This window comes from Streptomyces sp. NPDC052687 (genome assembly GCF_040678395.1).
In the GTDB taxonomy this organism is placed as follows: Bacteria; Actinomycetota; Actinomycetes; order Streptomycetales; family Streptomycetaceae; genus Streptomyces.
On the sequence record NZ_JBFATR010000020.1, the window covers coordinates 108,017 to 118,830 of the forward strand.

11 protein-coding genes are annotated in these 10,814 nt (G+C 73.3%); 7 read left to right on the forward strand and 4 right to left on the reverse strand.

Annotated elements, in window-relative coordinates; all coding sequences use genetic code 11:
- The first annotated feature begins 67 nt into the window (after positions 1-67).
- On the forward strand, positions 68-367 hold the full coding sequence (locus AB0K92_RS18495; RefSeq protein ID WP_365924135.1) for a hypothetical protein: 300 nt from the start codon (positions 68-70) through the stop codon (positions 365-367).
- Positions 368-409: 42 nt separating this feature from the next.
- On the opposite strand, the gene AB0K92_RS18500 is transcribed toward AB0K92_RS18495, so the two are convergent.
- On the reverse strand, positions 410-2,164 hold the full coding sequence (locus AB0K92_RS18500) for an ABC transporter ATP-binding protein (protein WP_365924103.1): 1,755 nt from the start codon (positions 2,162-2,164) through the stop codon (positions 410-412).
- 433 nt (positions 2,165-2,597) lie between these two features.
- On the opposite strand from AB0K92_RS18500, the gene AB0K92_RS18505 reads away from it, so the two are divergent.
- From AB0K92_RS18505 to AB0K92_RS18515, 3 genes are all read left to right on the forward strand, one after another.
- Positions 2,598-3,686 carry an S-(hydroxymethyl)mycothiol dehydrogenase gene (locus AB0K92_RS18505; RefSeq protein ID WP_365924105.1) on the forward strand — a complete coding sequence of 363 codons (1,089 nt, stop codon included), beginning with the start codon at positions 2,598-2,600 and terminating at the stop codon, positions 3,684-3,686.
- Positions 3,686-4,315, forward strand: coding sequence for an MBL fold metallo-hydrolase (locus tag AB0K92_RS18510; RefSeq protein WP_365924107.1), 630 nt, complete (start codon positions 3,686-3,688; stop codon positions 4,313-4,315). Before AB0K92_RS18505 ends, AB0K92_RS18510 begins: the two co-directional genes overlap by 1 nt.
- Positions 4,316-4,410: 95 nt before the next feature.
- Complete coding sequence (locus AB0K92_RS18515; RefSeq protein ID WP_365924109.1) at positions 4,411-5,328, forward strand: SDR family oxidoreductase; 918 nt, start codon at positions 4,411-4,413, stop codon at positions 5,326-5,328.
- On the opposite strand, the gene AB0K92_RS18520 is transcribed toward AB0K92_RS18515, so the two are convergent.
- Positions 5,319-5,867 carry a hypothetical protein gene (locus AB0K92_RS18520; RefSeq protein WP_365924111.1) on the reverse strand — a complete coding sequence of 183 codons (549 nt, stop codon included), beginning with the start codon at positions 5,865-5,867 and terminating at the stop codon, positions 5,319-5,321. The two genes, AB0K92_RS18515 and AB0K92_RS18520, sit on opposite strands and share 10 nt — an antisense overlap.
- A gap of 100 nt (positions 5,868-5,967) precedes the next feature.
- Here AB0K92_RS18520 and AB0K92_RS18525 point away from each other — a divergent pair, with 100 nt between their 5' ends.
- From AB0K92_RS18525 to AB0K92_RS18535, 3 genes are all read left to right on the forward strand, one after another.
- Complete coding sequence (locus tag AB0K92_RS18525; RefSeq protein WP_365924113.1) at positions 5,968-7,269, forward strand: MFS transporter; 1,302 nt, start codon at positions 5,968-5,970, stop codon at positions 7,267-7,269.
- A gap of 122 nt (positions 7,270-7,391) precedes the next feature.
- Positions 7,392-8,087 carry a L,D-transpeptidase gene (locus tag AB0K92_RS18530; protein ID WP_365924115.1) on the forward strand — a complete coding sequence of 232 codons (696 nt, stop codon included), beginning with the start codon at positions 7,392-7,394 and terminating at the stop codon, positions 8,085-8,087.
- A 126-nt stretch (positions 8,088-8,213) separates the two neighbouring features.
- Positions 8,214-8,375, forward strand: a complete 162-nt coding sequence (locus AB0K92_RS18535) for a hypothetical protein (RefSeq protein WP_165994900.1) — start codon at positions 8,214-8,216, stop codon at positions 8,373-8,375.
- 16 nt (positions 8,376-8,391) lie between these two features.
- On the opposite strand, the gene AB0K92_RS18540 is transcribed toward AB0K92_RS18535, so the two are convergent.
- Both AB0K92_RS18540 and AB0K92_RS18545 read right to left on the reverse strand, forming a co-directional pair.
- Complete coding sequence (locus AB0K92_RS18540; RefSeq protein ID WP_365924117.1) at positions 8,392-9,705, reverse strand: S1 family peptidase; 1,314 nt, start codon at positions 9,703-9,705, stop codon at positions 8,392-8,394.
- Positions 9,706-9,825: 120 nt separating this feature from the next.
- A complete protein-coding gene (locus AB0K92_RS18545; protein ID WP_365924119.1) occupies positions 9,826-10,656 on the reverse strand; it encodes an SAM-dependent methyltransferase in 831 nt (276 codons plus the stop codon).
- Positions 10,657-10,814: the final 158 nt, after the last annotated feature.

Below are 10,814 nucleotides of genomic sequence, written 5' to 3' on the forward strand. Positions count from 1 at the left end.
CGCCGCCTGACGGGTGAGCCCGGCCGGGTGGCCGTGTCCGCGCGCGGGCGGCCCGCGTTGCTCCAGGCTGATCTCAACCCGTCGTATCGCCGCCGCCGTTGCCCTCGCTGCCGGGATCACGGGTCTGGCCGCACCCCTGGCGAACGCGGCCGACGCGGGCGCCGGCTCCGGCAAGCTCAACCCGATCGGCGCCCTCGACTCGCTCGCCGTCGGCGACCTGCCCGCCGAGCACAAGGACGCCTTGCCCCGGCCCTCCGCCCAGCTGCGGCAGCCCAGCAACGTCCACCAGATCAACCGGCTGAACGAGCTGAATCAGCTCGTCGCCCCGGTCGCGCCCGTGCTCGGGCTGGTGCCCGCCCTCCGGTAGCCGGCCGGACGCCGGGGCGCCGCCGCCCCGGCCGGGGCACCCTCAGTCCGTCGAGGCGAGGAACTGCGTGGCCGCCAGCTCCGCGTACAGCGGATCGGCGGCCACGAGTTCACGGTGGGTGCCCACCGCGCGGACCCGGCCCGCGTCCATCACCACGATCCGGTCGGCCATCGTCACCGTCGACAGCCGGTGCGCGACCACCAGGACCGTCGTCGTCCGGGCCACATCGGCGACCGTGTCCCGCAGCGCCGCCTCGTTCACCGCGTCCAGCTGCGACGTCGCCTCGTCCAGCAACAGCAGCCGGGGCCGCCGCAGCAGCGCGCGGGCGATCGCCACCCGCTGCCGCTCCCCGCCGGACAGCTTGGTGCCGCGGTGCCCGACCAGGGTCTCCAGACCGTCCGGCAGCCGGGCGACCAGCCCGTCGAGCCGGGTCGTCTTCAGCACTCGGGTGAGCGTGTCCTCGTCCGCCCCCGGATTGCCCAGCAGCACGTTGTCCCGCAGCGAGCCTGACAGCACCGGGGCGTCCTGCTCGACGTAGCCGATCGCCGACCGCAGCCGGGACAGCTCCCAGTCCGCGAGGTTCCGGCCGTCGAGCGTGATCACGCCCTCCTCCGGGTCGTAGAACCGCTCGATCAGCGAGAACACGGTGGTCTTGCCCGCCCCGGACGGGCCGACGAACGCCGTCATACCGCGCGGCGGCACCGAGAACGTCACCCCGTGGTGGACGTACGGCAGATCCTCCGCGTAGCGGAAGCGGACGTCGGTGAAGGCGAGCGAGGCCGGCTCGGCGTCGGCGTCCGGCAGCGGCACCGCCGGCACCTGCGGCTCCGCGGGCAGCCGCAGCGCCTCCTGGATGCGGGTGAGGGCCGCGGCACCGGTCTGGTACTGGGTGATCGCGCCGACGACCTGCTGGATCGGCGACATCAGATAGAAGACGTACAGCAGGAACGCCACCAGGGTGCCGATGTCGATGGAGCCGGTCGCCACCCGCGCCCCGCCCACCGCCAGCACAGTGATGAAGGCGATCTGCATCGACAGCCCGGCGGTGTTGCCCGCGGCGGCCGTCCACTTCGCGGCGCGCACGCTCTGCCGCCACGACTCCTCCGCGGCCGCGTGCAGCGTCTCCTCCTCGCGGTGCTCCGCGCCGGACGCCTTCACCGTGCGCAGCGCGCCCAGCACCCGCTCCAGCGAGGCCCCCATCACGCCCACCGCGTCCTGCGCCTGGCGGCTCGCCCGGTTGATGCGCGGCACGATCACGCCGAGGATCGTGCCCGTCGCGAACACCACGGCCAGGGTGACCCCGAGCAGCACCGGGTCGACCAGCCCCATCATCACCACGGTCGCCACCAGCGTGAGCCCGCCGGTGCCGAGCCCGACCAGCGAGTCGGTGGTGACCTCGCGCAGCAGGGTGGTGTCGGAGGTGATCCGGGCCATCAGATCACCCGGCTCGCTGCGGTCCACGGCGGCGATCCGCAGCCGCAGGAGATACGACGACAGGGCGCGCCGGGCGCCGAGCACCACCGACTCCGCGGTGCGCCGCAGCACGTACGAACCGAGCGCGCCCACCGCCGCGTTGGCGACGACGAGCAGCGACATGAGCAGCAACGCGCCCGCGATCGACCGGTCATGGGCCAGGTCGTCGATCAACTCCCGCGCCACCAGCGGCAGCAGCAGGCCGGTCGCCCCGGTGACCAGGGAGAGCACCGCACCCGCCAGCAGGGCCCATCGGTGCGGTCGGACATAGCCGAGAAGCAGCCGCCACGGGGGCGGTCCGGTGGGGGTCTCGGTGCGGGTCACGGTTCTCCTTCGCCGTCGCGGCCAGTGGCGGACCGAGGTCAGGCTACGACGGCCGACGCGCGCCCGGCCCCCGTTTTCGTGCCGGACCGCGAGGCACCCGCGGAGCGGTCCCCGCAGGCGTGGGCACCGGAGCCGTCCCGTGTGCCGGGCCGTGCGCAGGCCGTGTGCCGGCCGCGCACAGGCCGTGCGCGCTCGGCGCCGGGCGGACGTGCGGCCCGCCAGGGCCCGGCGCGCGGACCGACGGGCGGAGTGCCGGGCGGCCCGACGGGCGGAGTGCCGGGCGGCCCGCCGGGAAGGGCCGACCCCACGGCCCGGCGGCCGGCGGGACGTGGCCGGAAAGTGCCCCGCGCGCTCGTCGGTCACACCCTTGGCGATCAATCGGCCGTAGGGTCGCAAGCGGGACGGACACCCGTGGACGGAAGGAAGCAACAGCATGGCGCAGGAAGTGCGCGGCGTGATCGCACCGGGCAAGGACGAGCCGGTGCGGGTGGAGACCATCGTCGTACCCGACCCGGGGCCGGGGGAGGCCGTGGTGCGGGTCCAGGCCTGCGGGGTCTGCCACACCGACCTGCACTACAAGCAGGGCGGCATCACCGACGAGTTCCCCTTCCTGCTCGGCCACGAGGCCGCCGGGGTGGTGGAGGCGGTCGGCGACGGGGTCACCGAGGTGGCGCCCGGCGACTTCGTGATCCTCAACTGGCGAGCCGTGTGCGGCCGGTGCCGGGCCTGTCTGCGCGGACGCCCCTGGTACTGCTTCGACACCCACAACGCCGCACAGCGGATGACCCTCGCCGCCACCGGACAGGAGCTCTCCCCGGCCCTCGGCATCGGCGCGTTCGCCGAGAAGACGCTGGTCGCGGCCGGGCAGTGCACCAAGGTCGATCCCGCCGTCGCCCCCGCGGCGGCCGGACTGCTCGGCTGCGGGGTGATGGCCGGGATCGGCGCCGCGATCAACACCGGCGGTGTGAGCCGCGGCGACTCGGTCGCCGTCATCGGCTGCGGCGGCGTCGGCGACGCGGCCATCGCCGGCGCACGGCTGGCGGGCGCGGCACGGATCATCGCCGTCGACATCGACGACCGCAAACTTGCCACCGCCCGCACGATGGGCGCCACCCACACCGTCAACTCCCGCGAGACCGACCCGGTCGCCGCCATCCGCGAGCTGACCGGCGGCTTCGGCGCCGACGTCGTCATCGAGGCGGTGGGCCGCCCCGAGACGTACACCCAGGCCTTCTACGCCCGTGACCTCGCCGGCACGGTCGTCCTCGTCGGCGTCCCCACCCCGGAGATGAAGCTGGAGCTGCCGCTGCTGGACGTCTTCGGCCGCGGCGGCGCGCTGAAGTCGAGCTGGTACGGCGACTGCCTGCCCTCGCGCGACTTCCCGATGCTCGTCGACCTGCATCTGCAAGGCCGCCTGGACCTCGGGGCGTTCGTCACCGAGACCATCGCGCTCGACGAGGTGGAGAAGGCGTTCGAGCGGATGCACCGCGGCGACGTCCTGCGCTCGGTGGTGGTGCTGTGATGACCACCCGCATCCAACGCCTCGTCACCTCCGGCCAGTTCCGCCTCGACGGCGGAACCTGGGACGTCGACAACAACGTCTGGATCGTCGGCGACGACCACGAGGTCGTCGTCATCGACGCCGCCCACGACGCCGACGCCATCGCCGAGGCCGTCGGCGACCGCCGGCTCACCGCCATCGTGTGCACCCACGCCCACAACGACCACATCGGTGCCGCGCCCGCTCTCGCCGACCGCACCGGCGCCGTCATCTGGCTGCACCGCGACGACCTGCCGCTGTGGAAGCAGACCCACCCGGAACGCGAACCCGACGCCTGGCTGCGCGACGGCCTCGTCATCGAGGCGGCCGGCGCCGACCTGACCGTCCTGCACACCCCGGGACACGCCCCCGGCGCGGTCTGCCTGTACGACCCGGGCCTCGGCGCCGTCTTCACCGGCGACACCCTCTTCCAGGGCGGACCCGGCGCCACCGGACGGTCCTTCTCCCACTTCCCGACCCTCATCGACTCCATCCGCGACCGGCTGCTCACCCTCCCGCCCGAAACGAAGGTCCTCACCGGACACGGGGACGCCACCACGATCGGCGCCGAGGCACCCCACCTGGAGGAGTGGATCGCGCGGGGCCACTGAACGAGAGACGACGACCCGGCGCGGAAAGGCGACAGAAGATGTCCGGCTTCCCCGGCAATCTCGAACCCGACCGCTGACGCGACAGGAGGCCGGACATGCCGGAACAGCCCCTCAAGGACACCATCGCACTCGTCGCCGGGGCGACCCGCGGCGCCGGGCGAGGGATCGCCGTGGAACTCGGGGCGGCCGGCGCCACGGTGTACGTCACCGGGCGCAGCACCCGCGCACAGCGCTCGGAGTACGACCGCCCCGAGACCCTGGAGGACACCGCCGACCTCGTCACCGAGGCCGGCGGTAGGGGCATCGCCGTGCCCACCGACCACCTCGACCCGGCGCAGGTGCGTGCCCTGGTCGACCGGATCGACGGCGAGCAGGGCCGTCTCGACGTCCTCGTCAACGACATCTGGGGCGGCGAGAAGCTGTTCGAGTTCGACGTGCCGGTCTGGGAGCACGACCTCGACAACGGGCTCAGACTGCTCCGCCTCGGCGTCGAGACCCACGCCATCACCAGCCACATCGCCCTGCCGCTGCTGCTGCGCCGGCCCGGCGGCCTGGTCGTCGAGATGACCGACGGAACCGCCGAGTACAACCGCGAGCACTACCGCAACTCCTTCTTCTACGACCTCGCCAAGGCGTCCGTCCTGCGCATGGCGTTCGCCCTCGCCCACGAGCTGGGCCCGCGCGGCGCCACCGCCGTCGCCCTCACCCCGGGCTGGCTGCGCTCGGAGATGATGCTGGAGCACTTCGGGGTGCGGGAGGACAACTGGCGCGACGCCCTCGAAGCCCAGCCGCACTTCGCCATCTCGGAGACCCCGCGTTACGTCGGCCGCGCCGTCGCCGCCCTCGCCGCCGACCCCGGCGTGGCCCGCCACAACGGGGCCTCGCTCTCCAGCGGCGCACTCGCCCGGGAGTACGGCTTCACCGACCTCGACGGCAGCCGCCCCGACGCCTGGCGCTACCTCGTCGAGGTGCAGGACCCGGGCAAGCCCGCGGACACCACCGGCTACCGCTGAGCACCGGCGTCCGACGCCGGCGGCAGCGGCCGGCGCGCCGGGTGTCCGGGCGGCAGCGCCAGATCGGCGCGCACCGCCGCGTAGTAGTCCTCCCGCGCCTCCCGCTGCCGCTCCAGCAGTTCCTGCCACGCCTCGGGGTCGCGCGTGCCGGCGCGCAGGAAGCGTTCCATCGCCAGGACCGCGACCACCCACGCCCGCGCGCGGTCCACCACCTCGCGGCTGCCCAGCAGGATCAGCGCCTCACCGGCCGGGTCCCGGGCGTCCGCGGCCTCCGCCAGCAGCGGCTCGGCCTGCTCGGGCGTCAGCGGGTGCGGGTGCGGGTCGTTGCCGAGGTGGGACGCCACCCGGTAGGTCAGGGTGATGGTCTTCTTCAACTGGCGCGCGTAGTCGGCGTACGCCGCCAGCCGCCGCTCCTCCCACCGGGCCGCGCGCTCCTGGCGGAACCGGACCTGCTCACCGCGCATGACCACCAGATACGAACCCAGGGCACCGATCACCACGCCGAGCAGGGCGGGCAGTTGCTGTATGAACTCCGACATGGACGCACGGTATCCGGGAAACGATCGATGCAGCGCCGCTTAACGTCCTTGTAGATCTCTTCACTTGTCCTACTCGATCGCCGTCGGGCACCGTGTCCCCGTGCCGACCGACCCCCGAACCGATCACCGCGCCGACTCCCGATCCCCGTGGCGGGTCCGCGACTTCCGCACCCTCTTCACCGCCACCACCCTCAGCCAGCTCGGCACCAACGTCGGCTATGTCGCCATGCCCCTGGTCGCGGTGGCCGCGCTGGGCGCGGGACCCGGCCAGGCCGGCGCCCTCGCCACCCTCAGCACCCTGGCGTTCCTGCTGATCGGACTGCCGGCCGGGGCGTGGGTGGACCGGATGCGGCACCGCCGGGTCCTGATCGGCGCCGACCTCGCCCGCGCACTGCTCTGCGCGTCCGTACCGCTCGCGTGGTGGCTCGACGCCCTCACCCTCGGCCAGCTCTACGTGGTGGTCCTGCTGACCGGCTGCGCGACGGTCTTCTTCGACGTCGGCTCGCAGAGCGTGCTGCCCCAACTGGTCGGCAGGGACGCCCTGGTGGGCGCGAACGCCGCCGTCGTCAGCCTCCAGGCGGCCGGCAACGTCGCCGGGCGCGGCCTCGGCGGCGGTCTCGTCCAGCTGCTCACCGCCCCCGTCGCCGTGCTCTGCACCGCCCTGGCCCACCTCGCCTCGGCCCTTTGGCTCATCGCCCTGCGCGGCGGCACCGCACCCGGGCCGGTGGCCACGCGGACGAGCCTGCGGGCGCGGATCGCCGAGGGACTGCGCCATGTCCTCGGCAACGCCGAGCTGCGCGCCCTCGCCCTCACCGCGTCCCTCACCAACCTCGGGTCGCAGATCGTGAACACCCTGCTGCCCGTGCTGTTCGTCCGCGAACTCCGCCTCCCGGCCAGCGTGCTCGGCCTGTACTGGGCCGCCGGCGGCCTCGGTCTCCTGCTCGGCGCGCGCTGCGCCCGGCCCCTCGCCGCCCGCTTCGGCCACGGGCGCACGCTCGCCCTCGCCGGGCCGGTCCTCGCCCCCGCCGCCCTGCTCGTCCCGCTCATCGGGCGCGGCCCCTGGTTGTGGCTCGCCGGCGCCGGATGGGCCCTGACGATGTTCAAGACCGGCATGGACAACGTGCTCGGCGTGAGCCTGCGCCAGGGAATGACCCCGGACGCCCTGCTCGGCCGTATGAACGCCACCTTCCGCTTCATGCTGACCGGCGCGCTGGCGGTCGGCGCGGCCCTGTCCGGCCTCCTCGGCGAAGTGGCCGGCGTCCGCCCGGCCCTCTGGACCGGGGGCGCGCTGCTCGCGATGGCGTTCCTGCCGGTCCTGCTCTCACCGGTGCGGCGCCGGCGGACACTGCCGGGGGAGCGGCGGGCGCCTGCCACGCCCGCCCCGTCGCGGCGGACCGGATGAGCCGCCTCGCACGGGCCGCCCCGCATGAAGCGCCTCACATCCGCCGCATCCTTACAACCGTTCGGGGCAGGTATCCGTCTACCTGAGCAGACATTCGCCGCATCCGAAGGGCAAACCCGACCATGGGGGACAAAAGCAGACGGGCAACCGTCGTTCTGGGCGCCACCGCACTGGTGGCCCCGCTCACACTCGCGCTCGGCGCCGCTCCGGCGCAGGCGGCGAGCTGTACGACCCAGACCGGGCCGTACCAGAAGCAGGTCGAGAAGTTCCTCGGCCGGCCCGTCGACGGCGTCCAGTCCGCCGCCGACTGCAAGGCGATCCAGGCCTTCCAGACCAAGCACGGCATCCAGCCGAACGCCGGCTACGCGGGCCCCGTGACCTGGGGCGTGATGGACCTGATGCTGAAGCAGAAGGCCGTGGGGAACAATCCCAACAAGGCCGGCAAGTGCCCGGTGAACAAGGGCCGCATCGCCTGCGTGAACCTCACCCTCCAGCTCAGCTGGATCCAGGACGGCAAGAAGCTCGTCTACGGCCCCGTCCCGGTCCGCACCGGGCGCGACGGCGACGAGACCCGCACCGGCCTGAAGAAGATCTACTGGCGCAACATCGACCACGTCTCCTCCATCTACGACGTGCCGATGCCCTACGCCCAGTTCTTCGACGGCGGCCAGGCCTTCCACCAGGCCAACGTCAGCATGTGGAACCCGCCGGGCTCGCGCGGCTGCGTCAACCTGACGAAGACGGACGCCAAGAAGTACTGGTCGCTGCTGAAGACCGGCGACGACGTCTTCGTGTACGGCCGCAAGCCGGGCACCTGACGCACCCGTCCCGTACCGGCCGCCCAGGGCGCGCGAGGGGGAGTGATCAGTAACACGGTCCGATATGCCGGATTCGTTCCTGTTCGCTCACGTCATCTTCACGTCGGGCCCCGTATGCTTCACAGCATGTCCACCACTGTTGAACCCGCCACCGGGCGATCGGCAGCGGAGATCAACGAGGAGATCCGGGCCCTGTGGCGCCGGTCGGGCGGGACACTGAACACCGAGCAGCGCGAGGAATACCAGCGGCTCGTGATGGAATGGGCCGACCGCGCGTCGGCCGCCTGACCCACCCGTCCTCGAATCAACTCCAGCTCGCCGAGTACTGGCGCTGGTAGGCCCTGCGGTCCTGCTCCGTGCGGATCCACCGCGTGGCCACCAGCGCGACCAGGCTTCCCGCGATCACCAGCAGCCCCGGACCCGCGTTGCGCGGGTCCGCCAGCCGCGCGTACAACGACGGCGCCGCTCCGCCGCCCGCCGCCTGAGCCGGTACGCCCGGCGCGCTCGCGTCCTGACTCGCGGAGGACGACGGAGCCGGCGAGCCGGCCCCGGCCGCCGTGAGCAGCCGCACACCGAGCTGGTCCATCGCCTCCGTCACCGGCTGGAAGAACGTCGTCCCGCCACCGCGGCAGTCCCCGCTGCCCCCGGACGTCACCCCCAGCGCGGTCCCCTCCGCGAACAGCGGCCCGCCGCTGTCCCCGGGCTCGGCGCAGACGTCCGTCTCGATCAGGCCCGTGACCGTGCCCTCCGGATAGTTCACCGTCGCGTCCAGCGCCGTCACCCGCCCGTCGCGCAGCCCGGTCGTGCTGCCGCTGCGGAACACCCGCTGCCCGACGGCCGGTTCGGCCGCCCCGGTGATCCGTACGCCTCTCCCGGCACCGATCGCCACCACGTCCGCGCCCTCGCCCGCCCGGTCGCCGGCGTACCGCACCAGCGAGTAGTCCGCGCCCGGGAACCGCCCCGCGACCGTCCGGCCCACCTCCCGCGCGCCCTGGTCGTCCGCGAACCACACGGAGCCCGTGGGCCCGCAGTGCCCGGCCGTCAGGATGAACTCGCGCCGCCCGTCGGTCACGTTGAACCCCGCCGAACAGCGCCCGCTCGTCGACAGGATGGGCCGCGCCCCGTTCAGCCGGGTGGTGAAGGTGCCCGCCGAGCGCTCCATCCGGACGAAGCCGCCGATCTCCTCGGCGAGTTGCGCGAGCCGGTCCCAGTCGGCGGCGGAGACGGTGCGGTCGGCCCGTACCACCACCTCGTTGCGCCGGTAGTCCACCGCCCACGCCGTGCCGGCCACCCGCGGCGCCGAACGCAGCGACGCGGTGGCCGACTTCAGCTCCCGCAGGCTGTGCCGCACCACCTTGGGCGTGGCACCCGCCCGGCGGACCTCGGCGGCCGTGTCCCGGTCGGTGACCGCGACCACCGGCCGCCCGTCCGCGCCGAGCCAGCTGCCCGCGGTCCGCTCGGCGCCGAGCCGCTCGACGAGACCCGGACCGGTGACGGGCGGGACGGGCGGCGGCGGGCTCGCCACGGCCTGCGTGACCATCGTCCCGCCGAGCAGCAGACCGCCGACGGCCGCCAGCCGTGCCGCTCGCCGGACGATCCGTCGTCGTACGTGCCTCATGCATGGCTCCCGAACCCCGAACGCGCGGTGATGACGACACCGCGGGGGCCTCCGGCAGTCGAGCGCCCTCCTTCGCATACGTGCCGGGAGCCGGGCCCGTTCACCCCCGCGGGGGCCGGCTCAGTTCTTGCGGGCCACCCCGCCGAACATCGCCACCTCCTCCGGCTCGGTCCCGTCACCGCCCTCCGGGCGCCAGCGCGAGCAGGAGACGACACCGGGCTCCAGCAGTTCCAGACCGTCGAAGAAACGGGTCACCTGCTCGGGCGTGCGCTGGGTCAGCTTCGGAGTGCCGTGCTCGTTCCAGAACTTCACCGCCTCGTCCACGTCCGGCATCGACGGCGAGGTGACGGTGTGCGACAGCACCAGGTGGCTGCCCGACGGCAGCGCGTCCACCAGCCGCCGCACCAGGCCGTACGGGTCCTCGTCGTCGCCGATGAAGATGACCACGCCGAGCAGGATCAGGCCCACGGGCTTGCCGAAGTCCAGCGTCTTGCCCGCGTGTTCGAGGATGGCGTCGACGTTGCGCAGGTCCTCGTCCAGGTAGTCGGTGCGGCCCTCGGGCGTGCTGGTCAGCAGCGCGCGGGCGTGCGCCAGGACGAGCGGGTCGTTGTCGACGTAGACGATCCGCGCGTCCGGGGCGAGCCGCTGGGCGACCTCGTGGGTGTTGTCGGCGGTCGGCAGCCCGGTGCCGATGTCCAGGAACTGGCGGATGCCCTCCTCCTGGACGAGATGGCGCACGGCACGGCCCAGGAAGAGGCGGTCGGCCTGCGCGTACGCGCCGATGCCCGGGTGCAGGCGGCGGATCTGGTCGCCGGCCGCGCGGTCCACCTCGTAGTTGTCCTTGCCGCCCAGCCAGTAGTTCCAGATCCGGGCCGTGTGCGGCTGGGAGGTGTTGATGCGCTCGCGCAGGGAATCGGCCACGCCGTCCGTGGTGGGCGGGTTCTCGGTCACGGGTCAGCTCCTGGGATGCCGTAATGCGGTGGAGTGTCAAGGAGCAATCTAGACGGACCAGTTGATCATTGCCGATCCCCCTGCGCATTTTGCTGGACCGTGCGGTCCTCCAGGGGGTGTCTCGCCGATCACGCCGGGCGCCCGGCGTCATCGGCGAG

What these genes read in the sequence shown, in the direction of transcription:
- AB0K92_RS18535 (WP_165994900.1), top strand. Translation starts at nt 8,214, where the DNA reads ATGTCCACCACTGTTGAACCCGCCACCGGGCGATCGGCAGCGGAGATC.
- AB0K92_RS18510 (WP_365924107.1), top strand. Translation starts at nt 3,686, where the DNA reads ATGACCACCCGCATCCAACGCCTCGTCACCTCCGGCCAGTTCCGCCTC.
- AB0K92_RS18530 (WP_365924115.1), top strand. Translation starts at nt 7,392, where the DNA reads ATGGGGGACAAAAGCAGACGGGCAACCGTCGTTCTGGGCGCCACCGCA.
- AB0K92_RS18540 (WP_365924117.1), bottom strand. Translation starts at nt 9,705, where the DNA reads ATGAGGCACGTACGACGACGGATCGTCCGGCGAGCGGCACGGCTGGCG.
- AB0K92_RS18515 (WP_365924109.1), top strand. Translation starts at nt 4,411, where the DNA reads ATGCCGGAACAGCCCCTCAAGGACACCATCGCACTCGTCGCCGGGGCG.
- AB0K92_RS18520 (WP_365924111.1), bottom strand. Translation starts at nt 5,867, where the DNA reads ATGTCGGAGTTCATACAGCAACTGCCCGCCCTGCTCGGCGTGGTGATC.
- AB0K92_RS18505 (WP_365924105.1), top strand. Translation starts at nt 2,598, where the DNA reads ATGGCGCAGGAAGTGCGCGGCGTGATCGCACCGGGCAAGGACGAGCCG.